At 40.1% G+C, this 24,166-nt stretch carries 18 protein-coding genes and 5 tRNA genes; 8 read left to right on the top strand and 15 right to left on the bottom strand.

Features of this window, described 5'->3' with window-relative positions:
- Position 1: 1 nt before the first annotated feature.
- Entirely contained in the window at positions 2–2,164 is a 2,163-nt protein-coding gene (locus tag D7322_RS21665) for a peptidase domain-containing ABC transporter (protein WP_121126300.1), read from the bottom strand.
- Positions 2,165–2,199: 35 nt separating this feature from the next.
- On the bottom strand, positions 2,200–3,300 hold the full coding sequence (locus D7322_RS21660; protein ID WP_121126299.1) for an HlyD family secretion protein: 1,101 nt from the start codon (positions 3,298–3,300) through the stop codon (positions 2,200–2,202).
- A gap of 113 nt (positions 3,301–3,413) precedes the next feature.
- On the opposite strand from D7322_RS21660, the gene D7322_RS21655 reads away from it, so the two are divergent.
- The gene (locus D7322_RS21655) at positions 3,414–4,055 is read left to right on the top strand and encodes a rhomboid family intramembrane serine protease (RefSeq protein ID WP_245971411.1); all 642 of its coding nucleotides are present in this window, start codon (positions 3,414–3,416) and stop codon (positions 4,053–4,055) included.
- Here D7322_RS21655 and D7322_RS28555 read toward each other — a convergent pair.
- The gene (locus D7322_RS28555) at positions 4,052–4,189 is read right to left on the bottom strand and encodes a hypothetical protein (protein WP_183078801.1); all 138 of its coding nucleotides are present in this window, start codon (positions 4,187–4,189) and stop codon (positions 4,052–4,054) included. The genes D7322_RS21655 and D7322_RS28555 overlap by 4 nt on opposite strands.
- 159 nt (positions 4,190–4,348) lie before the next feature.
- On the opposite strand from D7322_RS28555, the gene D7322_RS21650 reads away from it, so the two are divergent.
- The gene (locus D7322_RS21650) at positions 4,349–4,669 is read left to right on the top strand and encodes a helix-turn-helix domain-containing protein (RefSeq protein WP_121126297.1); all 321 of its coding nucleotides are present in this window, start codon (positions 4,349–4,351) and stop codon (positions 4,667–4,669) included.
- Between the two features lie 277 nt (positions 4,670–4,946).
- On the opposite strand, the gene nusG is transcribed toward D7322_RS21650, so the two are convergent.
- The 8 genes from nusG to D7322_RS21610 all read right to left on the bottom strand — a co-directional run bounded on the left by nusG (position 4,947) and on the right by D7322_RS21610 (position 7,689).
- A complete protein-coding gene (gene nusG / locus D7322_RS21645; RefSeq protein ID WP_104384853.1) occupies positions 4,947–5,492 on the bottom strand; it encodes a transcription termination/antitermination protein NusG in 546 nt (181 codons plus the stop codon).
- Positions 5,493–5,512: 20 nt separating this feature from the next.
- Positions 5,513–5,707, bottom strand: a complete 195-nt coding sequence (gene secE, locus D7322_RS21640; RefSeq protein ID WP_028072657.1) for a preprotein translocase subunit SecE — start codon at positions 5,705–5,707, stop codon at positions 5,513–5,515.
- Between the two features lie 23 nt (positions 5,708–5,730).
- Positions 5,731–5,801, bottom strand: a tRNA-Trp gene (locus D7322_RS21635).
- A 163-nt stretch (positions 5,802–5,964) separates the two neighbouring features.
- On the bottom strand, positions 5,965–7,149 hold the full coding sequence (gene tuf / locus D7322_RS21630) for an elongation factor Tu (protein WP_077437774.1): 1,185 nt from the start codon (positions 7,147–7,149) through the stop codon (positions 5,965–5,967).
- Positions 7,150–7,221: 72 nt separating this feature from the next.
- Positions 7,222–7,293 (bottom strand) — tRNA-Thr (locus D7322_RS21625).
- A gap of 95 nt (positions 7,294–7,388) precedes the next feature.
- A tRNA-Gly gene (locus D7322_RS21620) sits at positions 7,389–7,461 on the bottom strand.
- Positions 7,462–7,509: 48 nt separating this feature from the next.
- Positions 7,510–7,590 (bottom strand) — tRNA-Tyr (locus D7322_RS21615).
- Positions 7,591–7,616: 26 nt separating this feature from the next.
- Positions 7,617–7,689: transfer RNA gene (locus tag D7322_RS21610), tRNA-Thr, on the bottom strand.
- A gap of 433 nt (positions 7,690–8,122) precedes the next feature.
- Here D7322_RS21610 and D7322_RS21605 point away from each other — a divergent pair.
- On the top strand, positions 8,123–9,178 hold the full coding sequence (locus D7322_RS21605) for a BamA/TamA family outer membrane protein (RefSeq protein WP_147430515.1): 1,056 nt from the start codon (positions 8,123–8,125) through the stop codon (positions 9,176–9,178).
- Between the two features lie 254 nt (positions 9,179–9,432).
- Here the strand turns inward: D7322_RS21605 and D7322_RS28550 are convergent, their stop codons facing one another.
- From D7322_RS28550 to D7322_RS21585, 4 genes are all read right to left on the bottom strand, one after another.
- Complete coding sequence (locus tag D7322_RS28550; protein ID WP_183078800.1) at positions 9,433–9,960, bottom strand: hypothetical protein; 528 nt, start codon at positions 9,958–9,960, stop codon at positions 9,433–9,435.
- Between the two features lie 265 nt (positions 9,961–10,225).
- Positions 10,226–11,545 carry a sensor histidine kinase gene (locus D7322_RS21595; RefSeq protein ID WP_121126295.1) on the bottom strand — a complete coding sequence of 440 codons (1,320 nt, stop codon included), beginning with the start codon at positions 11,543–11,545 and terminating at the stop codon, positions 10,226–10,228.
- Positions 11,546–11,548: 3 nt separating this feature from the next.
- Positions 11,549–12,910 (bottom strand): sigma-54-dependent transcriptional regulator, encoded by a 1,362-nt coding sequence (locus tag D7322_RS21590; RefSeq protein WP_121126294.1) that lies wholly within the window; start codon positions 12,908–12,910, stop codon positions 11,549–11,551.
- 31 nt (positions 12,911–12,941) lie between these two features.
- Entirely contained in the window at positions 12,942–14,324 is a 1,383-nt protein-coding gene (locus D7322_RS21585; RefSeq protein WP_183078799.1) for a TolC family protein, read from the bottom strand.
- 325 nt (positions 14,325–14,649) lie between these two features.
- Here D7322_RS21585 and D7322_RS21580 point away from each other — a divergent pair, with 325 nt between their 5' ends.
- The 5 genes from D7322_RS21580 (at position 14,650) to D7322_RS21560 (ending at position 24,061) form a co-directional block, all read left to right on the top strand.
- On the top strand, positions 14,650–15,903 hold the full coding sequence (locus D7322_RS21580; protein ID WP_121126292.1) for an efflux RND transporter periplasmic adaptor subunit: 1,254 nt from the start codon (positions 14,650–14,652) through the stop codon (positions 15,901–15,903).
- Between the two features lie 35 nt (positions 15,904–15,938).
- Positions 15,939–18,305, top strand: coding sequence for an ABC transporter permease (locus tag D7322_RS21575; protein WP_121126291.1), 2,367 nt, complete (start codon positions 15,939–15,941; stop codon positions 18,303–18,305).
- A gap of 100 nt (positions 18,306–18,405) precedes the next feature.
- The gene (locus D7322_RS21570) at positions 18,406–19,089 is read left to right on the top strand and encodes an ABC transporter ATP-binding protein (protein ID WP_077438031.1); all 684 of its coding nucleotides are present in this window, start codon (positions 18,406–18,408) and stop codon (positions 19,087–19,089) included.
- Positions 19,090–19,194: 105 nt separating this feature from the next.
- Entirely contained in the window at positions 19,195–21,612 is a 2,418-nt protein-coding gene (locus D7322_RS21565) for an ABC transporter permease (RefSeq protein ID WP_121126290.1), read from the top strand.
- A 43-nt stretch (positions 21,613–21,655) separates the two neighbouring features.
- Complete coding sequence (locus D7322_RS21560; RefSeq protein ID WP_121126289.1) at positions 21,656–24,061, top strand: ABC transporter permease; 2,406 nt, start codon at positions 21,656–21,658, stop codon at positions 24,059–24,061.
- The last annotated feature ends 105 nt before the right edge of the window (positions 24,062–24,166 follow it).

Genomic DNA, 24,166 nt, shown 5'->3' with positions numbered 1-24,166 from the left:
GTTAGTTCAACACGATCGATTGCTTTCTCCACATATCCTTATAGGCAGACTCTTGGGCTAACAACTGATTATGCTCCCCCTGTTCGATAAGCACACCATCTTTAAGTATCATAATGGTATCGGCCTCGGCAATGGTACTCAACCGATGTGCAATCACGATCATCGTCTTACCGGAATCTTTAAAACGACGGAAAGCCTGCTGAATCACCTGCTCTGTTGAGGTGTCCAAAGCCGAGGTCGCCTCGTCTAAAATCAGAATGTCCGGATTGCGGTATAATGCTCTTGCAATGGCAATCCTTTGCCTCTGTCCGCCCGACAGCATAGATCCGTTTTCACCCAGCTGTGTTTCAAAACCGGCAGGAAGCTTTTCGATAAAAGACATCATGTCCAATTCATTGACCACCTGCAATAGACGCTGAAAATTGGGAATATCCTCCCCGACGGCAATATTGCTAATGATGTTACCTGAAAATAGATCGATCTGCTGGGGCACGATGGCGATACGTTCCCGAAGCGAACTCTTTGAGATATAATTTAGGTCATATTGCCCAATAGAAATCTTTCCTTCCTGTAGCGGATACAGCTGCTGAATAAGCGCTCCGAGAGTGGTCTTACCGCTGCCGCTCTCCCCGATCACAGCTGTCATTCTCCCCTGCTCTATTCGGCAGCTAAAATTGCGGAACACCTCCACCCGCGATCCATAGGAAAAACGCACATTATCAAAGACGATATCCCCAACCAAATCCGAGGTAAGCTGTAATTTTTCTTCAGATTCCTCACGCTCCAGATCCATAATTTCAAACAGGCGATCTGCTGCAATCAATGCATTTTGCAGTGTCTTGTTCATTCCGATAAGCTGCGTCACAGGCCCAGTAAAATAGCCGATCAGCGCATAAAAGGATAAGAGTTCGCCCGGCGTGATTGTGCGTTCGATCACATAATATGAGCCTGCCCATAAGAGGATAATGGTAAAGAGCCGCGATAGCAATTCACCAGAGGTGTTAGAAAACACTCCATTCATCACCGAGGCATAAATAGTTTTCAATAAATGTGAAAACCGGTTGTCTGTACCACTATTAAAATACGTTTCAATACCAAACTGCTTGATGGTCTTGACCGAATTCAGCGATTCGACCAGATGCGATTCTAGTTCGGCTCCCTCTTCCATCATCCGGCGCTCTACTTTTTTGTTTAGCTTATTGGAAAGCCAATATACCCCCAGATAAAAGGGGATAACAAGCAGCATGATCAAAGCCAGTTTCCAGAAGTAGGTAAACATGAGTGCAAAGGAAAATACCACGATCAACACATTGACGACAGCTTGTATAGCAACATCATTGATAAAAGCGCGAATTTTGACTGCATCGTTAACCCGCGATATAATCTCGCCAACTTTCATGGTATCAAAGAAACGTTGCGGAAGACTCAACAAGTGCTTATAGTATCCTAAAATCAAATATTTATCGATTCTTTGCCCCGTATGCAAGATCATCACACTTTTCAAAGTACCGATCAGGAGCTGAAAAACCAGAATGACCAACATGCCGATTGAGAGCAGATTCAGCAAGCGTACATTGCCGTCGACCAGTACATAATCGGTAATTTTCTCGATGTAAAACGATGTTGAAAGCCCCAGCAGCGTATACACCGCCGCCCCGACCAGTGCCTGAACGATCACCGAGCGATGCGGCCGGATCAGATTCCAAAATCGCTTGTAAACAGCGGTCTTCTCATTTTTCTGCTCAAAGTATTCATTGGGTTCCATTAAGATCAGCACCCCGGTCCAGATCTTCTGAAAGGCATCAAAGGTATATTTCTCCACTTTTCCCAAGCCGGGATCCATCACCGTAATTTTATCCTTTTCCACCTGATAAATCACTACATAATGCTGGAGCTGCTCTTTGAGCACAACATGGGCAATCGCCGGTAAAGGTATCTGCGGAATAGCATCCATACCGCCTTTTACTCCTTTGGCATTAAACCCCATCTGCTGCAATCCTTGGACCATCCCCAATACATTGGTACCACGTGTATCGGTATGACAATACTGCCTGATCTTGGCAATGGGAATATGGGTACCATAATAGCCCGCAATAGAAGCCAGACAGGCCGCTCCACAGTCACGGATATCGTGCTGTTTAATGCAAACAGGTGACTTTTTCATTCGTACAAATTATTTTTAACAGGTAATAAAAATGATTAGAAAGCGCTCGTTTTAGCGCCAAGATTTGGATTGAACAGATCGTCAGCCCGATCAAACAGGAGTTGCCATAAGGTGCGATCCAAAAGGTAAAATCGCGCATTGAATGTATTTCCTTTTCCTACAAAGACCTTATTTCCATTGGGGAGGCTCAGGAAATTTTGATCCATGTGGCACCTGACTTTAAAAAAAGATCCTTTTTGTTGGTCGCTTACCAGATTGTAGTCAATATCATTTACTGCCCCCGATAGAAATCCCCATTGGTTATAATTATAGGTATCCATCTGGAGTTTGACCGATTGATCCTTTTTGATATAGCCAATGGATTTGGCAGGCACCATACATTCGGCTATAAGCTGATCCTCTGGTGAAATTTCCAGAATATCCTGTCCCTGCACCAGCTGTCCCCCTTTTTGATACCCTTTAAAATTGACAACGGTTCCCGTGATAGGTGCCCGAACAATATAATTTTGACCATCAATCAAGATGGACTTTTTCTCGGACGACAGCGACTGTGCTTTCTGTTGCAGTTCGACTAGCTTAGCGCTCCATTGCGCCATCTGCTGCTTGCGTATCGTCAAAAACTGATTTTCAAGTTGCTCAAAAGAATATTGTGTTTTATCGAGTTCTGCTTGGGACACCACCCCTTGGCTGAATAGCTGATTATTTCGGTCCAGTTCGCGGCGTGCTAAGGCAAGCTGCGACTGTATTTCGGACATACGTTGTTCCATGGACAGATATTCCAGTTGATATTGTCCACCTTGCAGGCTCTTTGCCTTACCATCAAGAATTAATTTTAGATCAGCAATTTGCCTTGCATAGTCATCTGTTAAATCCTTGTTTAGAGACAATTTATTTTCCAGATCTTCAGATACAACGATCAGTAAAGTATCCCCCAGTTTTACCTGCTGATTGTTGCCGACAATACGATTGTCAACAATACGACCACTGACCAAGGATAGCAATTTTGTGTTCTCCATAGCAGGCCTAACAATTCCCTGTGCGGAAATTGAAATCGGCACTTTGATAAACGGCAATGATATCACCCCTATGACTATAGCCAATATTAGCAGTAAGTATATGATATTTGTTCTTTTCATCTTGGTTTTTAATCAATACCCAAAAATGTAAATTGCATTTTGTATCCACCACAACCTGAGGTTGTATTTTAAAATTTATTAATTATCTTCGTAAGCACAATGAATAGCCGTTGATGAAATTTTTTGATATATTTCCAACTTTTACGGAAGCTCCTTATTCTTACATTGTCATTCCGATTATATTAGTCTGTAGCATTGTTGGTTTTTATAATAAATCATTTTTCCATGCACTGATCCTACATCCCTACGAAATAGCAAGAGGTAAGCGTATTCATACCTTGCTTACCTCTGCTTTAATCCACCGAAACTGGCTGCATCTGCTATTTAACTGTGTTGTAATTTTTGGATTGGGATATGATACGTGTTCAGTATTAAATCAAGAATATAGTACTGTTATCGCATACATAGGTACAATATGTATTTTTTTTCTTCTAATTGTCCTCCCCAATCTCATTCAGACATTTTTCAAAAAGAACGATTTTACATTTACTGCCATTGGCGCATCAGGTCTTTCCTTTGGATTATTTGGCTATTCAGCTTTATTTTTTCCTTTACAAAAAATCAATCATCTATTTATACCTTCGATTCATAATGCAACTCACTATTGGATATATATGTTATTAATATCTTTCTTACTTTCATTCATCAAGATTTCTAGAATAAATAGAACCTTACACCTAGTCGCATTTGGTATTGGCTCCGCATTAGCATTAATAATTAGCCCTTATGCGATCGAATTGAAAGATGCTTTTTAGGGTTTAAAATAATTCAATATTGACTCAAACCAACTTGCACTTTTAGCATCCTTCCTTTGCGATCCCCCCTCAATTTCCACCACTTCATTTTCACCTAATTCCCTTACGTTAATTTCTTTTAATTTTTTTTCCATGATATCTGATTTCTATTTTTTCAAAATTCACGAAAAAGCAGTTCAGGTACCACAACCTGAGGTTATACCCTATAACCTCAGGTTTTATCATAGAAAAACTTTACAACTTCAAGTTATATTTATTAAATTAGGCGTTGGATAATTTGAGTGTTTTAAAGAATGGCAAAAGAGGAAATCGGAACAATTATCAGGCAGAAAAGAGAGAGTCTCAAGATATCACAGGAAGCTGTCGCATTTATTTTGAATATGTCACAGGCGGCTTATTCAAAAATCGAACGCAATGAGACGAAGCTAAAGGTAGAACAGGTTTACAAAATTGCCGAATATTTTGGTATTACGATCTATGAATTATTGCCGCCTGCCCTGGCTAGCGATATAACAGGAGAAAATATATTTGGCTTAATCTATCATTATATCAAAAATGTTGCAAAGAAAGTGATCGCTTTATTCCAAAAGAAAAGATCCCAAGGTGAAATCTGATGCTCCAATTGAGACTTTCAGGGACTGTTCCACTAAACGTGTAAATAAAAACCGCGAAGTCCTTTCGAACTCTGCATTTCAATAATTTGCACACTTTATGGAACATTTTCCGCCGATTACCACGGGAAGGTATCCGCCACTGTATCATTAGCGCCCCCAGTTTCCTCACCAACTAAAATGGCCTGCATCCGTCTGCTGGCCTTTTGATTAGCTTAAGAAACAAAAAAAAGCCTTCCAATTTTCATGGAAAGCTTTTCTCTATCGTTAATTACTAATCTTACTCTTTTTCTACTTGCATGTAGTTCAATTCAAGAGGAGTCTTGCGTCCGAAGACTTTAACCATTACGATCAATTTCTTCTTATCTTCGTGAACCTCTTCAATTTCACCTGTAAAACCGTTAAAAGGACCATCATTTACTTTCACAGTTTCGCCCACATAGTAAGGAACATTAATGGTTTCGCCTTGTTCTGCCATTTCATCAACCTTACCTAAGATACGGTTAACTTCTGCTTGGCGCAAAGGAACAGCATTACCAGCTTTATCTCCCAAGAAACCAATTACGCTATTGATATTTTTGATGACGTGTTCTAACTCTCCGTCAAGAGCGGCTTCCAATAAAACATAACCAGGATAATAGTTACGTTCTTTAGCAACCTTCTTGCCATCGCGCATTAAGTAGTATTTCTCCATTGGAATTAACACTTGAGGAACCAAGTGTTCAATACCTAAACGACTAACCTCGGCATCAATATATTGCTTTACTTTCTTTTCTTTACCACTTACAGCACGAACTACGTACCACTTTAAACCTTGATCTGCCATAAATAAATACGATTGAAAAATTAAGAAGCAATACCGTACAAGAATTCTAACCCTACACTTGAAGCTTTATCCATTACAAAGACAACCAATGCAATAAGAAGAGACGCAACAAGCACAATAACAGCTGAACTTTGTAACTGAGACCACGTAGGCCAAGTCACTTTCTCAGTGATCTCCACGTAAGAGTCTTTAAAAAAATCAAGTACTTTTGCCATTTTAGTTTATCTGTTTTTATAAGCACGGGCACCAGGACTCGAACCCAGACCAAAGGTTTTGGAGACCTTCGTTCTACCTTTAAACTATGCCCGTGTATTTCTTATTTTGTGATGCAAATATAGTGTTTTAAACCACTTTCTGCAAATCTTTTTTTACTTTTTTTTATTTTAATCCGATAAATCGCTTATCGAAAAAATAAGCTAATCAACCGCAGTCGATTAGCTTATTCTATGTGATTCTAAATCTTTATGTAAGACTAGATGATTTCAGTTACCTGACCAGCACCTACTGTACGACCACCCTCACGGATAGCGAAACGTAGACCTTTTTCCATAGCGATAGGAGAGATCAATTTAACAGAGATCGTAACGTTATCACCTGGCATAACCATTTCAGTACCTTCTGGTAAAGAGATTTCTCCAGTTACGTCAGTTGTACGGAAATAGAATTGAGGACGGTATTTGTTGAAGAATGGAGTGTGACGTCCACCTTCTGCTTTTGACAATACGTAAACCTCAGCTTTGAAATGATCGTGAGGAGTTACTGAACCTGGTTTACAGATAACCATACCACGTTTGATATCAGTTTTCTCAATACCACGTAACAATAAACCTACGTTATCACCAGCCTCACCGTAATCTAAGATTTTACGGAACATCTCAACACCTGTTACTGTAGATTTCAAGTTCTCAGCACCCATACCTAGGATCTCAACTGGATCACCAGAGTTGATTACACCTCTTTCGATACGACCTGTAGCAACTGTACCACGACCAGTGATTGAGAATACGTCCTCGATAGGCATCAAGAAAGGTAAGTCAGTCAAACGTGGAGGAATTGGAATGTAGTTATCTACAGCATCCATTAATTCCATGATTTTCTCAACCCACTCAGGCTCACCGTTCAATGCACCTAAAGCAGATCCTTTGATTACAGGGATATCATCACCTGGGAATTCGTAGAATGACAATAACTCACGAACTTCCATTTCTACTAAGTCTAACAACTCAGGGTCATCAACTAAGTCAGTTTTGTTCATGAATACTACTAACGCAGGAACACCTACCTGGCGAGCCAACAAGATGTGCTCACGAGTTTGAGGCATAGGACCATCAGTCGCAGCAACTACGATGATAGCACCGTCCATTTGAGCAGCACCAGTTACCATGTTCTTAACGTAGTCAGCGTGACCCGGACAGTCAACGTGTGCATAGTGACGGTTAGCCGTAGAATATTCTACGTGTGCAGTATTGATTGTGATACCACGCTCTTTTTCTTCAGGAGCAGAGTCAATTGAATCAAATGAACGAGCTTCTGACAAACCTTTATCAGCCAACACTTTAGTGATAGCAGCTGTAGTTGTAGTTTTACCGTGGTCAACGTGACCGATAGTACCAATGTTTAAGTGTGGTTTACTACGGTCAAATTTCTCTTTTGCCATGTTTATGCGAATTAGTAATTATAAATTATTTCTATTTGTTATATACTCTTGCTTAACTTTTACACAAGTACGAGCCAAAGATGGGATTTGAACCCACGACCTCTTCCTTACCAAGGAAGTGCTCTACCCCTGAGCTACTTCGGCTTACTAAAAAACCTTATTTACGTATTAATGCCCCCACCTTTAGATACATTATTATCAAAGAAGATAGAGACTAAATTTAATACTTGAAAAATTTGAGCGGAAGACGAGGTTCGAACTCGCGACCTATAGCTTGGAAGGCTATCGCTCTACCAACTGAGCTACTTCCGCTTAATAACTAGAAACTAGAGTAAATCTAAACTCCAATTAAAAAAAGTGTGGAGGGAGAAGGATTCGAACCTTCGAAGCCGAAGCAACGGATTTACAGTCCGTCCCATTTGACCGCTCTGGAACCCCTCCAGACCTGTAACTTTCGTTACATTTAGAGCCTCTTATCGGGATCGAACCAATGACCTACTGATTACAAGTCAGTTGCTCTACCAGCTGAGCTAAAGAGGCTTCTAATATTTTTAAAATAACTTACGTTCTATCAACGCTAATCCGACAACTTTATCTTTTCAGCGAGTGCAAATATCGAATTTACTTTTGATTTTTGCAAGTTTATTTTTTACTTTTTTTTCATTTAAAGAACTAAGCAAACTTCGTTGTTAAGAACCGTTGTTCCCTTGTTTGCTGATGCAAAGATAGACACAAAACTCACTTTACAAAAATATTTACCAAAAAAAAACAACACTTTTTGTCAATTATACTGATATGCAGCACAATAATTTTTAATTGACTATTTGCCTATTTTGGTTATTTGCCTAATGTGCTATCTTTGGGCATGCAAATTTTACCGCAATCACTTTCAAAACTTACCCGCTATACAGCACTACTTGCGCTGTTTATAGCTTGTAAAAGCGATTTGAAAGCTCAAAATATTATTCAAAAATTGAGTAAAAAATTTCTTTCGGCTGAAAAAGACTCTACCCGATCAGGCAGTTTTATGGTTTTACCAGCCGTTGGTTACGCTCAAGAAACGGGAGTAGAATATGGATTAGCAAGTTCATACAACTTTTACCTGGACAAGTCTGATCCCCATATCCGTACCTCCACAATGACGCTTATGGGAACGTTTACATCCAAACATCAATCCAATTTTAAATTTCAAACGGATCTTTGGACAAAAAATAACGACTACCATTTTGTCAGTGAAATCCGATACCGCAACTGGCCGTTTAATTACTATGGCATCGGCATGGATACCTGGAAGACAGATGAAGAAAGGGTTGATCAAAAGCTATTTCGATTAAAATTGGAGGCTGAGAAAAAAGTCGGTAACCATCTTTATTCGGGTATCAATGTACAGTACGACAATTTTTCAATCCGTAGTGATAGCAGCGACCATAAATTCAATCAATCGGGTCTTATCGGAAAAGAAGGTGGTCAACAATTGCTGCTTGGCGTATCTCAATTATTTGACAACCGAGACAATGTTTCCTATAGTACACGTGGTTATTACGCCAAATTACGCCTGGCTTACGCACCTAAGTTATGGACCAGCACAGACTTCAATGGAGCAAACCTGGATCTGGACCTTCGCGGGTTTATTCCATTGCATAAAAAAGTCACACTGGCACTTCAGGGGATCTTTCGCTCGACATTCGGAAAAACAGTTCCTTTCTATAATTACCGTGAACTGGGAGGTGACATGATGATGCGCGGATATTACCTCGGTCGTTATCGTGACAAAAATTACCTTGCTTCCCAAGCGGAATTACGTTACCGTTTTCATCCTCGTTTTGGTATTGTTGGTTTTTCGGGAATTGGATCAACCTTTTCAAAAGAAAACAGCAGCAGATATGTACCGAGTTACGGTGGTGGCTTGCGCTACTTCTTTAGCTTAGAACACAATAGCAGTATCCGATTTGATTATTCCTATGGTGAACAGAGGACCGGAGAGAAAAGACAATCTGGTTTTTACCTATCTTTAAGCGAAGCTTTTTAATTAAAAACGGGGGAGCCTCAGCTTCTGGCCTCTCCCTTTAGCCAGCTTCCCCTTTCATAAATATCAATAATAGCATCTGATTGATGCTATTATCATTCTGTGACCACAATAGATTTGAGTCCACGTCAAGTCCGCCTTTGTTAAGTGAGATCATTATGCTGACAAGATGCCCACGTTCCGGTCATAAAACGAAGCTAAAGCTTCAGCGATCTCATTAACTTTACGCAAAGCTTGTAGGAAGTAAAGAGAACAAACTAAAACCTGATCAGAAAATTTTCCTTTCGTTGTCCGGCCCTAAAAAAGACCAAACCAATTCGATACAGATCGATCGTGACAACTACGCGATCATCATCCCTGAGCTTGTTCCAATAGTCTTCCCGTTCGACCGACAAATGGGGCTCGTTTACAATCAGCATATCACGTTCACCGACAACAGCCAGAAAATCCAGATCGAGAGTTGTTTGGTCGATATAATAGATCTTCCTAAAAGAATAACTTCCGGCCTTCTGTTTAAATAACTTCTCATAACTCGCTGGAAGCTCTTCAGTCAAAAACATAAACTGATCATAGGCAAAAGTCTTTAGCAGACGGCAGACCAGCAGATATTTTTTTATCTCCGCCTTCCCTCCCATGCTGACCTCCTGGGGCAAGTTTAAGATCTCATCAGGATCATCTTGCTGATAAATTACTTCATCCACCAATTTATAAACAAACGGAGAATGTGTCCCATGACGGCTATGGGATATGAAATAATGGCGCCAGTACTTCAGGTGGTAGTTCATTGGCTGCAAACATCGAAAAATTTACATTGATATACAATTAAATTCGTGCGCTGTACTGCACTTTTCATTATCTAAAGCCTTATAAAAGCACTTTTCATATTCAAATTCCGGAAATAGTTGATCGTAGTTTGCACATAGCAATTTCGCTTTTACGAATTATTTCACATGGAACATTAAATCACAAAGACAGGAACAAACCGTTTAAGTCCCACCTGGAGCACGGGAAAATTCTGCAGGTAAAAATATATTGCATTTGTGAAATACGTTAAAATTGAAGTATAAAAGCACTACCTTCTCCCTCCACACTGTTAAGAAAAATGGTGCCCTTATGCAGCAACATAATTTGCTTGCTCAGCGTTAAGCCAACCCCTGTGCCCGTTTTCTTTGTCGTAAAAAAAGGGGTGAATATCTGTTCCTGGAGATCAGCGGGAATTCCAGAACCATTATCTTCGATGCGAACCTGCACCTTCCCGTCTATTTCCAATGCGGACAAACTAATGTATGCATCTTCCCTGGTCTTTACCGCATCGATGGCATTCAGCATCAAATTGATAATAACTTGTTCAATCAGATTGACATCAGCATAAAGTATCAAACGCGTATTCTTTAAGATAATATCCACATCGATATTTTTTTGAATCAATGTCGGCTCGAGTAGCTGATAGATATGTTCAAATAGCTGGGAAACCTGAATAGGTGCCACCTGTGGCTGATCCACTTTGTTGATCATGCGGTAGCTTTTTGCAAAATGCAGCAGTCCTTCACTACGGCGTTTGATGGTGGATATACCTGTTTTTAGGTCTTCAATATCCTCATGTCCTCTAAAATGATCCAAACGGCCATTGAGCGTTTCGGCCAACGAACTGATCGGCGCAATAGAATTCATGATCTCGTGCGTAAGCACACGCAATAATTTATGCCAGGCTTTTGTCTCAGTCTCGTCGATGGCTTCATTGATATTTTGATAAACAACAATACGGAATACAGCATCCTGGGTCTCAAAACTAGAGCTCTGGATCAACAGTTTGATCTTCCCTTTGCTTGATTGAATGGGTTCCATCTGCTGTTGGCCATTGTCCAGCAGCATCGTTTTTTCATAGAGGTCAGGATTCTTCTTTTTTAACCCCGCGATATTTCCGAGGTGTGGCAGATGAAACAGCTGTTTAAAAGCATCGTTCACCCACATTACTTTTCCCGTGTCCATTTCATAAAAGATAATGGCCGAGTTAAGCATATTGATGACACGATCGAGGTACTGGTGCTGTATTTCCTGCTTAATACTAATTTCCTTATACGTTTCGTTAATCTGGTTAAAAGCGCGGAAAAGCTGCCCTTCGACCGATTTTGGATTTTTAACCAAAAAGCGTCGTGTGAAGTCACGATATTTGACTGCTTCGGCAAATTCCACAAGCTGCCTTTCCAAAAAATTATATTGGGCATAGAGATTGAAACCTAGATACAGCATTATGCAAAGGATCAATGCAGCTTGCATGTACTCATGCGTCATCAACAGGTAGGCACCGACAACCGAAGCTGCCAAAAGCAAAATAATCTTAATTACATTTAAAACTTTTCCATGTCTCATAGACTAGATATCGTATTTCTCCAGACGTCTATAGAGCGCGGCGCGCGTTAGCCCCAATTCCTTTGCAGCTTTACTGATATTGCCGTTATAACGTTCGATGGCTGATTTGATGGCTTTCCGCTCCAATTCTTCCAGATTTTGGCTACTGGATACGGATTCAACAACGACCTGCTCCGCCTGTTGTTCAATGGGTGAGAAAAATAGATCATTTCCTGCAATGCTTACCTGATCAGCCATAATGACCGCCCGTTCAATGCTATATTGTAACTCACGAACATTTCCCGGAAAATGGTAAGCAAAAAGCTTTTTTATGGCATCAGGTTCAAACCCCTCGATCCGCTTATTATATTTTTTGGCATAGATATCCAGAAAATGTATGGCCAATAATCTAATATCTTCTCCTCTTTCACGTAAAGGTGGTACCTGAATCTCCACGGTATTGATCCGATAAATCAAATCCTTTCGAAAACGGCTTTCGTCAGCTAGGTGTTTCAGAGATACATTTGTCGCCGAGATGAGTCGTATATCCACAGGGATAGGTTGGTAAGAACCCAGCGGCGTAACCTGCCGGTTTTGCAGTACAGTCAATAGTTTGGCCTGCTGCTGCAAGGAGATATTACCGATTTCGTCCAGAAACAAAGTCCCACCATTTGCCGCTTCGAAACGCCCCTGACGATCCTCCCGAGCATCTGTAAACGCCCCTTTTTTATAGCCGAAAAGCTCACTTTCAAATAACGTTTCTGTCAGCGCTCCCACATCAACTTTCACATAGACCTGATCCGAGCGTAACGAGCGCCGTTGAATCGCCTGTGCAATCAAATCCTTACCTGTACCATTTTCACCCAAAATCAAGATATTGGCATCCGTGGGAGCTATTTTCTCCAGCTTATATTGCAGTTCGTCCATAACCGGGGAGTTACCGATCAGATCCAGCGTATTGCTCGAACGTAAAAGCGAATTTTTATTTTTCTTCTCTCTATTTTTTGATTCGGCCAGCACGCTTTCAATGGTTGCCAGCAACTGCTCGTTTTCCCAGGGCTTGACCACAAAATCAGCGGCGCCCTGTTTCAGCGATTTCACAGCAAGGTCTACTGCCCCATAGGCTGTAATCATAATCACATGAATCTGGGGAAACTTTTCCTTGATCCGGGACAACCAATATAATCCTTCATTTCCGGTATTGATGGTACTTTTGAAATTCATATCCAGAAGCACAAGGTCATAAGGCATTTTTTCCAAATGCCCAATCAGGTTTTCTGGATTAGGTTCGACTTGCACATGGCTAACTTTAGGTTTTAGCAAAATCCTTGCTGCAGTAAGTAAATCTTGGTCATCGTCGACAACTAAAATAGATGCTTTTTTCATATTCCCTGGCTTCTTTCAGACACTAAGATAACTATAAATTTAACGAGCCTGCGTAATAATCATTGATATATTTTTGTAACAACCATTCATACTGCTTGACAACCAATTGGATCTGGCTATTATCATACTTGGTCTTCGCCGTTAAAAATATAACTGAATTGCTGTTCCCCAGTTCGAATACAACTTTGGCAATGCGAAATGATTCGGCAAAGTTTGTGTTCTGCTCCTGCAATTGTGTGATTGTATTGCTCGCATTTTTCAGGTTAAAAACCGCATTTGCAGTCTCAGCTCTCAAGTTATTCAGCGCAATCTCGCGTTGAAATTTGCTTGATTCCAAATCTAATTTAGCCAGTTTAACATCATTCCTAACCTTAAATCTGTTAAAAATGGGGATTGAAAGATTTAATGATACATACTTACCAATATTATTTCGCATCTGATACCAATAATCCCCTTCCATTCCATTTTTGGAATAATTTGAGTTCAATCCACCATTTAACGATAAAGAAGGCCAATAGGAGGATTGTGCTATCTTGATATTCTTCTCGGCCGCTTTAATTTTCCAATCCAGCGCCGGAATATTGGGAAGATTCTCCGTTGCCAAGTTATAAAGTGTTGTAGGATCCATCTTTTGTGCATCAGCTTTTAATTCCAATGCCTGCAAATCGCCCAATTGCGCCTCATCTACATTTAAAAAACCAGCTAGCTTTACACGATTCGTATAAAGGATCTGTTTATTGCTTTCGATCATATTAATATCGTTAGCAAGTTGCCCTTTCAGATCATAATAATCTCCTGGGTTAATTGCACCTTCTTTTTGCATCGCTTCAGCACGACGTACCTGCTCACGCGTTACCTCTGTTTGCATCTCCGATTGCTTCAACACATCTTGTGCTGTCAACACTTGAATATAAGCTGTAATAACATCCAGTTTCAACGCGTTAACTTGCGAATCAAACTCAAGTTTTCCCGCGTTTTTCGCATCTGCTTTCATACGGATATCGTTCAATATACGAAATCCATTAAAAACAGGTATATTGGTTTCCAAACCAAAATAACCTGTGGAATTGTTTCTAGTAATAAATTGATTCGTAGTATTATCAATCGAGCGACCTGAATTTAGCTTTTGTTCAAGATTACCATTTAAACTTGGCAATCGATTCGATTTGGCCTGTGAAAGATTTACCTCTGCACGTTTAACAGCTAATTCATTTTGTAATAAGGTTGGATTGGCTTTTATCGCCAATTGGATACATTCGGCCAAGCTGCGTTTTGTATCCTGCTTATCTCCGTTAGTGGCAGCTTCTATTTTTAAAGCATCCCTCTCCCCTGTTCCTTGTTCAGTCTGCTGTGCGTCAACTTTCAGATAAGTCAGTAAAAAACACAATGTACTATATATATAGATTCTCTTCATATCCACTTTTTTGTTTTCCAAGCAGACCATCGCCATGCCAAACAATAAAATTTCTGATTATCAACAACATATACAAAGCCGCTATCCATCAATGTCCAAGTTCGTACAATCGACTGTCCGATATTGAACACCTACACAATCTTATTAAAAAACAATAAAAATAAACGGTAAAAATCATAGATAACTCCCAGGTTGTACGCCATCGTACATGAAGTGTCCGCTATCGAACACCGATCAGCAGCACAAACAAAATAAACAATTAAAAATCAACAGGTTAAATTATTGGCACAGCTTTCATAGTTACATAGCAAATTGATATTAAATTATGGACAGACCTTTAGAAAAGAAGAAGTGGAATAGCAAACGCATCATGACCATCGTAGGGATTGCTGGCATCGTTGGATTAATCGGTGCTAGTTTTTACTTTACCTCGGGCAAAAGCAAGCTAAATGTAGAAGCGGACCGTATCTCTATTGTCGAAATAAAAAATGGTAACTTTCAGGAATTCATTCCAATCAATGGTACAGTGCTTCCAATCAGCAGCATTTATCTAGATGCTTCTGTAGGTGGTCGTGTGGAGGAGAAATTTGTTGAAGATGGTACTGTCTTAAAAAAGGGTGATCCAATTATGCGTTTATCCAATACAGATCAAGAACTCACATTGGTTCAACAGGAAACTCAAGTATTAAACCTTTTGACACAGTCGCAGATCGCTCAGACCAATGCGCAACAAGCATCTATTAACAACCGTAACCAGATGGCAGATGTCGAGCAAGCTTTTAGAGAAGCCGAACGTATCTATAACTTAAACAAGAAATTACTTTCGGAAAAGGCTATTGGATCACAGGAATTTGAAAAATCAAAAAATGAATATAATTACCAAAAGGAACGGGTCAATCTAACCAAACAGATTCTAAAACAAGACGAAATATCCAACGCGCAAAAAACGAATCAGGACAGACAGACCTACCAGCGTACACAGAGTGCATTGGAGTTAATGAAACGGAAAATTGGTGACCTGATTGTCCGGGCACCAGTTGACGGTCAGTTAACAGCCTTTGATGCTGAAATCGGACAGAACAAAAATGCTGGTGAGCGTCTCGGACAGATCGACGTACTGACCGGATTTAAAGTACGTGCTGATATCGACGAACATTATATCAACCGCATTTTCCCAGACCTCCAGGGTGAGTTTTCCATCGGTGACAAAACCTACAAGCTTCGTATTAAAAAGGTATACACACAGGTAACCAATGGCCGGTTCCAGGTCGATATGGAATTTATCAGTGAAGTGCCCAAAGGAATCCGTCGTGGACAGACTTTACAGATACGTCTCGCCCTAAGTGATGAAACGAAAGCATTATTATTAGCCAAAGGTGGATTTTATCAACAAACGGGGGGCAACTGGATCTTCAAATTGGATAAAAATGGCAGCACCGCGTATCGTGTAGACATACAGCTGGGCAGACAGAACCCCGAATATTATGAAGTGATCAAAGGATTGCAACCCGGAGACAAAGTAGTTGTATCGAGTTACGAGACCTATGATAAAGTACAGGAATTAAGTATCAAGAGGTAAATTTGAATAAGCAACACCAATTACGCAATACCACAATGATAAAGAACTTTATAAAAACAGCCTTTCGCAACCTTTGGAAAACCAAAGGGTACAGCTTTCTCAATATTTTTGGGTTAGCAATTGGCATTGCTGCGGCAGCACTGATTTTTTTATGGGTAGAAAATCAGTTGAGTTATAACGATAACTTTCCCAACAAAAAGGATATCTACATTGTCAAGTCGAAACAGACCTATGATGGTGCAACCTTTGTGTTCGAATCAACCCCCGGTCCCCTGGCACAAAATATAGAAAAAGAGATTCCAGGCATTAAACATGCTGTACGCATGACATGGAATAGCCCAATGCTATTCTCTGTCGGTGACAACAATTTATTTCAAAATGGACTATATGCTGACGCGACCATTACAGATGTACTTTCCCTGGAATTTATGGAGGGAGATCGTAAAACTGCGTTTGACAAAGTAGATAACATCATTTTATCGGAATCTGGTGCGAAAAAATTATTTGGTAATCAACCCGCCCTAGGTAAGACAGTAAAGATTGATAACAAAGAACTTTACATCGTATCAGCTATTACAAAAGACCTCCCTAAAAACAGCAGTTATAATTTTCAATGGTTAATTCCCTTCAAAAAATTTGAGTCTACCCAAGACTGGCTGACCAGATGGGACAATAATGGTATCCAGACGTTGATTCAGGTTGAAGACAATGCAAACGTTGATCAAATCAACAAACAGCTCATGAACTATGTCAAAAACAGAACCAATGGTGAGGTTACTTTTTCACAAAATTTACTCTATCCAATGGAAAGATGGGTTACACATAACCGTTTTGATAATAGTGGAAATGAAATAGAAGGAAGTTTAAAAAATATTCGTCTGTTCAGCATTATTGCTTGGATCGTTTTGCTGATTGCCTGTATCAATTTTATGAATCTCGCAACAGCCAGATCCGAGAAAAGAGCAAAAGAGGTCGGTATGCGCAAAGTTGTTGGCGCAAGTCGTCAATCGTTGATCGGACAATTTCTTGCAGAATCGTTGGTACTAGCCTCTATTTCCTCTTTGGTCGCTATTTTATTCGTCTATATTTGTATTCGGCCATTTAATACCATGATTGGTCAAGACCTTCAGGTCGATTTATTCAAACCGATACATCTTGCCTTTGTCATCATAATTACTTTAATCTGCGGACTATTTGCAGGAAGCTATCCTGCATTCTTCCTGTCTGCTTTTAAACCACTATCTACGATCAAAGGAGCAAAGCAGAAAGCTGGGACCGGAAGTCTTATCCGTAAGGGACTGGTTGTTTTACAATATACCGCATCAGTTGTACTGATTATTTGTACCATTATCATTTATCAGCAGATACAACATAATAAAAATAAAGACCTGGGATTTGACAAGAGTCAGGTTTTGACCACCGCATTGCAAGGAGACATGGCCAAACACCTTCCTTTAATCAAAAACCAGCTCATAGCAACAGGATTGGTGGAGCAAGTTGGTGTCAGTGATGTGAGTATCCTCAACATTTACAATAATACCTCTGGTTTCAATTGGGAAGGAAAAGATCCCAACAAGAGTATTCTTATCGGCATGCTGCGCGCAGATGAAGGCTTAGTACCAGCATTAGATCTTAAAATGTTTGATGGAAGAAACTTTCACACCAACTTACTGGGAGACAGCACATCGGTTCTTATTAACGAAACCCTTGCTAAATTAATCCGCAAAGATGGTCATGTCGTAGGTAGTATCCTTAATTACGGCGAAGAGAATTACACGATAGCCGGAGTTGTCAAAAACTTTGTTTATAACAACGTATATGCCGATCCAGATCCGATGTTATTTATTCCTTTGGTCAGAGAGAGCGGCTTATTGAATATCCGGACAAAAGCAGGGATTGACCTTCCACAAGCTATTCAGCAAATTGAGAAGATTATTGTAAAAAATAATCCAGGATTTCCTTTCGATTACAAATTCTTGGATGAAACCTTCAACAGCAAATTTCAGGCTGAACTGTTTATACAACAGTTATCCAGCGTATTTGCCATCATATCCATTATCATTTCGTGCTTGGGACTATTTGGTTTAGCCGCCTTTGCCACAGAACAACGCGCTAAGGAAATCAGTATCCGCAAAGTACTCGGAGCGTCAGTCTCTGGGCTTATCCAGATGCTCAATCGCGAATTTATTATCCTGATAGGTATCTCCTGTATCATTGCATTCCCGATTGCCTGGATTTTTATGCACAAATGGCTGGCAGACTATGCGCATCATATCACAATTTCCTGGACAGTTTTTGTGTTGAGCGGACTAACCGCAATAGTAATAGCTTTATTGACAATAAGTTCACAGGCCTTTAAAGCTGCAGTTGCCAATCCGACCAAAACACTCCGAGACGAATAAACAGACAAATAAACACGATAAAGAATATTTTTAAACAGAATAATAACTGCCCAAAGCTGTTGCCAAGGGCCCAAAACATAAAACCATGAGCGCAAAAAATATGATTAAAATAACCAATCTTCAAAAGTATTACCGCACGGAAGAAGTAGAGACTGTCGCATTGAACAATTTAAATATTCATGTGAAAGAGGGCGAATTTGTTGCAGTGATGGGCCCTTCCGGTTGTGGTAAATCAACTTTACTGAATATAATTGGACTATTGGATGATCTGGATGAAGGTAGCTACCTGTTTAACGATATCGAGGTTGCTAAATTTAAAGAACGCGGCCGTTCAGATCTACGTAAGCACAATATAGGTTTCGTATTCCAGAGTTTTAATCTGATTGATGAACTGACGGTATTTGAAAACGTGGAACTTCCTCTTGTCTATACCAATGTCCCAGCAGCCGAACGTAAGAAACGAGTTGAAGAAGTACTGGAGAAAGTGCAAATCATGCACCGCCGCAACCACTTTCCCCAACAGCTTTCCGGAGGACAGCAACAGCGTGTGGCCGTTGCCCGTGCTGTCGTCAATAATCCCAAATTAATTCTTGCCGATGAGCCTACCGGTAACCTGGATTCCAACAATGGTAATGAAGTGATGCAACTCTTAACCGAACTGAACGAAGCTGGTACAACCATCGTGATGGTTACCCACAGTGAACATGACGCCAAATTTTCGGATCGTATCATCCGCATGCTGGATGGTCAGGTTATTATGGAAACGACATCATTAGGATCCTAGCCAGGGCCAGCTGATCCTTTTAAGGGTAAGGAATGTTCTTAAAAATCTAAAAGCGCTTACCCATGAAGGGCCGAGAGCTATTAAACGAGTTTAAAGTATAAAACGATGAAAGGCATAAAATTAATTTTGAGACAATGGGGACGTAACCGTCTGTTTACCTTTCTTAATATCATCGGTCTAGCGATCGGGATCAGCGCAAGCTGGATTGTATTTCGGATTGTCAATTACGAATTCAGTTTTAACCAGAATCATCCCGACAAGGAACGGATTTACAAGCTTTACTCGGCATTTAAGGAAGGTGAAAACATGCACCGTTTTGATGGGACCCCCTACCCTCTTGGTGCTTATCTGGGTGCTAATTTAAAGAAAGATCTGACCGGCTTGGAATTGGTTGCACCGATCACTAATCGATCATTTGAAAGCATCAAGGTTAAGCGTTCCGACAATGAAACCTTGGAGTTCAATGAGCAGGACAAAATTGTCGCAGCTACTACGGACTATTTCAAACTTGTTCCCTATAAATGGATCGTTGGTAATCCAAATACGGCGCTCAAAAACAACAATGAAACCATTCTGACGGCCTCCCGTGCAAAACAATATTTCCCCGATGCAGATCCAAAATCTCTTCTTGGCAAAACAATACAATACGATGATCAGCTTCTTACATTAACCGGTATTGTCGCCGACTTAGACTATCCGAGCAGTTTTGTCAGTAAAGAATTTATCCGTGTAAAACCCAATCCCCAGGAAGCAGACAATTGGGAGAATTCAAGTTCAAATTTCCATGTTTACATTAAATTAACTGAAAATGGGATGCCTTCGCAAGTAATTAAACTAGCTACCAAGAAGTTTCAGGAGATGGCTGGCGAAGAATTTAAGCAGTACAATATAACGGCCGGTTATGAGTTAGCACCACTGACGGACTTGCATTTCAATAAATTCATCTTGAACGGAAGTGACAAGCAGGTGTTGTTCGGATTGATAGGTATAGCCGTATTTCTCCTTATACTGGCAAGTATCAATTACATCAACCTGACCACCGCCCGTGTTCCGGCCCGGGCTCGGGAAATCGGTATTCGGAAAACATTGGGCGAACAACCCAGACACTTGACACTATCCTTTATCAAAGAAACATTTTTTACCTGTCTATTTGGGCTATTATTTTCCTGGCCATTGGTCAAAATATTTGAACTTACGTTTAGTTCATATCTCCCGGAAAATATAAATGCTTATTCTGATGGTTTATCCGTTTTTATCTTTCTATTGGGGCTTATTATCCTACTCACGTTGATTTCCAGCCTGTATCCAGCTTACCTCATCAATAAGGTACATGTCGTAGAAGCCATCAAAATCCATGCAGCAGACAAAATTTCGTTTGGTGGTATTTCGCTCAGAAAGATCCTCATTGTCTTTCAATTTGTAATCGCCCAGGCTTTTGTCGTATTGACAGTGATCATGGGTTTGCAGCTACAACATGCCTTAAATAGCGATGTTGGCTTTCAGGATGATGCTGTTATTACCCTCAAACTGCCGTATAAAAAAGCGGAAGATTCCGGCAAAAGTCCATTTCTGTTGAAAGAGCTCCTTCAAAAATATCCTGAAATCGACCAGGTTTCGCTAGGCCACCTCCCAATGAATAACGATCAATGGGGAAATAATATCATGATGCAGAGCGATACCGGTCAGATCTTGGTCAATATGCCTTTTAAATATATCGAAGAAAATTACCTGGATGTATTCAAAATGAAATTACTGGCCGGCCGGGCTCTCAAACTTTCGGATACAACATCAGGAATACTGGTTAATCAAAAAGCCATTAGTAAGTTTGGATTTAAAACTCCGGTGGAAGCACTCGGAAAAACCGTAACTGTAAACGATCGTCCAACCACAATTGTAGGCATACTGGCCGATTTCCACAACTTTAATCTACACGCTCCATTAGAGCCCCTTGCTATGCAAATATCAACAGACAAGGGCACGCTGCAGAATATTAATATCAAATTAAATGGAGACCCTAAAAAATGGCACCAGGCGATTGCATCCATCAAGACCGAATGGAAAAACGTATATCCCAATGCACCATTTACCTACCAATTTTATGATCAGCGGATCAAGGAACTCTATGAGAAAGATTATCGCTTTTATAAAATAATCAATTTGTCAACCTCAATTACCATTTTATTAAGCTGCTTGGGATTGATTGGTTTAGTGACATTAACGACGCATCAACGGACAAAAGAGATCGGTATCCGAAAAATTTTGGGAAGTACGGTCAGCGGAATTGTGTTACTGTTATCAAAAGATTATATCAAACTAATTGTTATCTCGATCCTAATTGCTACACCGATTGCCTGGTTGGCGATTGACAAATGGCTAACAGACTTTGCTTTTAAAATAGAGCTCAGCTGGTGGATGTTTATCCTTCCGGCGATAGTAACTATTGGCGTAGCATTTTTAGCCATGAGCTATCAATCCGTCAGTGCTGCCCGTGCAAATCCAGTAGATAGTTTAAGAGATGAATAAAGAAGCACTTTATAAAAAATAAACCCAATAAAACTGAATTGTAATGAGTAATATGAAATTGATATTTAGACAACTCTGGCGACATCGTCTTTTTACTTTGCTAAATGTATTGGGACTAGCCATAGGTATAAGCGCCTGTTGGCTTATCTTTCGTATTGTCAATTATGAATTTAGTTTTGACCGACAACATCCAGACAAAGAGCAGATATACAAAGTATTCTCGCATACACAAAGCGAAAAAGAAAGCGGAGATTTTGACGCAGTACCATTTCCCCTTCCTTATTACCTGAAAGAGAACTCAGAAGATGTCGAATTGGTTGTACCTTATTATAATCGTTATTTTGAAGTCGTAACACCAGCTTCCAAAAGTGAAACACCCACAGAGTTTACCGAACAGGAAAAAATTTTTGCAACGACTGCCGACTATTTTAAAATGGTCCCCTATAAATGGCTTGCCGGAAGTCCGCATCAGCTTTTCAAGCTCCAAAATGAAGTCGTTCTTACCGAATCGCGTGCGAAGGCCTATTTCCCAAAACTGCAAAGTCAGGATATTATAGGCAAGACCATTTCTTATGATACGACACAGTTTACTGTATCTGGCATTGTAGAAGACTTAAGTTATCCAAGTACTTTTATTGGTAAGGAATTTATCAAAATACCTAATCAGGACCCGAATTTAAACAATTGGTTGATGCTGATGAACTATTATCAGTTATTTGTCAAAGTCAAATCTGTCGATCATCTTAAAAATCTCGCCAATACCATCGATCAAAAATTAGTGCAGATGAATGGCGAAGAATATAAAAAAGAGAACTATAAGCAAACTACCCGTTTTTCACCATTAACTGAGTTGCATTTTAACCCAATTATACAAAATCACAGCAACATCAAGGTACTCTATGGACTTATCGGAATAGCCGCATTTCTACTTGTATTAGCTGCGATCAATTATATCAATCTAAGTACCGCGATGGTGCCTATGCGCGCACGATCCATTGGTATACGGAAAACACTGGGGGAGCGGGAAGTCTATTTGACCCGAAGCTTTTTAACAGAGACTTTTTTGGTCGCACTATTCGCACTCTTGCTTTCCTGGCCTTTTACAAGAATGATGGAAATACTGTTCAGCGATTTTATCCCTTCGGACATCAACAACTACAACGATCAGTTCAATCTGTTGTTGTTCATCATTGGGTTACTTGTCTTAATCACATGCTTCGCTGGAGTATATCCATCGATATTGATCAACAAAGTAAAATTGATCGAAGTCATGAAAATAAAGAGTTTATCCAATAACTCAAACAAAGGCGTATACCTCCGCAAAGGACTGATTATTTTTCAGTTTATTATCGCTCAGGTTTTCCTTATTGGCACTTTCGTGATCACCATTCAGATCAAACATATGCTCAAGAGCGATCTGGGATTTACTAAAGATGCTATTGTCACCGTATCAATTCCCAATCGGGCTGCTGATAAAGCAACAACAGATCCATTTGTATTTAAGCAGGCCTTATCCAAATATCCGGAAATCGCCCGTGTCTCCTTGGGACATTTTCCTATGGATGATAGTTATTGGGGAAATAGAATCCGTAAATATGGCGAAGAGGAAATCAAAAATAGAATCATGCAATACAAGTATGTTGATCAGGATTACATTGACCTCTACGATATAAAACTTCTTGCCGGCCGCAAATTAATGATGTCTGATACGAGTTCGGGGATCATAATCAACGAAAAAGCCATGACCGAACTGGGATATAAAAATGTTGACGAAGCAATCGGACAAGCTGTTATTTCCAGGGACAAAAATGTAAAAATTGTAGGTGTTATAGCCAATTTCCACAGCAAAGATCTTCATCAACAGTTTAACCCTATTGTGATGGAGGTTTCAACCAATAGAGGTCCGCTGGGACACATCAATGTCCGTCTGGACCATGATCCTAAAAAATGGTCGACTGCCTTGGCAAACCTCGAAAAAGAATGGAAAAGCATTTATCCACATGCAAAATTCAGCTATCGCTTTTATGACCAAGAGATCAAATCACTTTACGAAACGGATATGCGATTGTCCAAGATTATCAATCTGGCAACAGCAATCACCTTATTGCTGAGCTGCCTTGGCCTCGTCGGCTTAGTCACGATAACAACTGTACAACGTACTAAAGAAATTGGAATCCGCAAAGTATTGGGAAGTTCCGTTACGGGCATCATTGGCCTACTGTCTAAAGATTACCTCAAACTGATTATTATTTCAATTTTGGTATCAACACCAATTGCATGGTGGGTCATACACAAATGGTTGCAGGATATTACATTTAAAATTGAGATACAATGGTGGTTGTTTTTTATACCTGCGATACTCACGATAGGGATAGCATTTTTGACATTAAGTTTTCAATCATTACGGGCCGCACGTGCCAATCCAGTCAACAGTTTAAGAGATGAATAAAAGAGGCTCAATAGTGATCAGAGAAAGTGATGGGTCTCAATAATGAGCCCATTGCAATCTCTATTTAGTAAAAAGAGCAAACAGATATAACCAAAAATATAGGGT

Source organism: Sphingobacterium puteale, assembly GCF_003627955.1.
Taxonomy (GTDB): Bacteria; Bacteroidota; Bacteroidia; order Sphingobacteriales; family Sphingobacteriaceae; genus Sphingobacterium; species Sphingobacterium puteale.
This window is presented reverse-complemented; position numbering and strand designations above follow the sequence as displayed.

Coding starts and splice junctions, on each gene's coding strand:
- D7322_RS21665 (WP_121126300.1), bottom strand. CDS start 2,164: ATGAAAAAGTCACCTGTTTGCATTAAACAGCACGATATCCGTGACTGT.
- D7322_RS21660 (WP_121126299.1), bottom strand. CDS start 3,300: ATGAAAAGAACAAATATCATATACTTACTGCTAATATTGGCTATAGTC.
- D7322_RS21655 (WP_245971411.1), top strand. CDS start 3,414: ATGAAATTTTTTGATATATTTCCAACTTTTACGGAAGCTCCTTATTCT.
- D7322_RS28555 (WP_183078801.1), bottom strand. CDS start 4,189: ATGGAAAAAAAATTAAAAGAAATTAACGTAAGGGAATTAGGTGAAAAT.
- D7322_RS21650 (WP_121126297.1), top strand. CDS start 4,349: ATGGCAAAAGAGGAAATCGGAACAATTATCAGGCAGAAAAGAGAGAGT.
- nusG (WP_104384853.1), bottom strand. CDS start 5,492: ATGGCAGATCAAGGTTTAAAGTGGTACGTAGTTCGTGCTGTAAGTGGT.
- secE (WP_028072657.1), bottom strand. CDS start 5,707: ATGGCAAAAGTACTTGATTTTTTTAAAGACTCTTACGTGGAGATCACT.
- tuf (WP_077437774.1), bottom strand. CDS start 7,149: ATGGCAAAAGAGAAATTTGACCGTAGTAAACCACACTTAAACATTGGT.
- D7322_RS28550 (WP_183078800.1), bottom strand. CDS start 9,960: ATGAACTACCACCTGAAGTACTGGCGCCATTATTTCATATCCCATAGC.
- D7322_RS21595 (WP_121126295.1), bottom strand. CDS start 11,545: ATGAGACATGGAAAAGTTTTAAATGTAATTAAGATTATTTTGCTTTTG.
- D7322_RS21590 (WP_121126294.1), bottom strand. CDS start 12,910: ATGAAAAAAGCATCTATTTTAGTTGTCGACGATGACCAAGATTTACTT.
- D7322_RS21585 (WP_183078799.1), bottom strand. CDS start 14,324: ATGAAGAGAATCTATATATATAGTACATTGTGTTTTTTACTGACTTAT.
- D7322_RS21580 (WP_121126292.1), top strand. CDS start 14,650: ATGGACAGACCTTTAGAAAAGAAGAAGTGGAATAGCAAACGCATCATG.
- D7322_RS21575 (WP_121126291.1), top strand. CDS start 15,939: ATGATAAAGAACTTTATAAAAACAGCCTTTCGCAACCTTTGGAAAACC.
- D7322_RS21570 (WP_077438031.1), top strand. CDS start 18,406: ATGATTAAAATAACCAATCTTCAAAAGTATTACCGCACGGAAGAAGTA.
- D7322_RS21565 (WP_121126290.1), top strand. CDS start 19,195: ATGAAAGGCATAAAATTAATTTTGAGACAATGGGGACGTAACCGTCTG.
- D7322_RS21560 (WP_121126289.1), top strand. CDS start 21,656: ATGAGTAATATGAAATTGATATTTAGACAACTCTGGCGACATCGTCTT.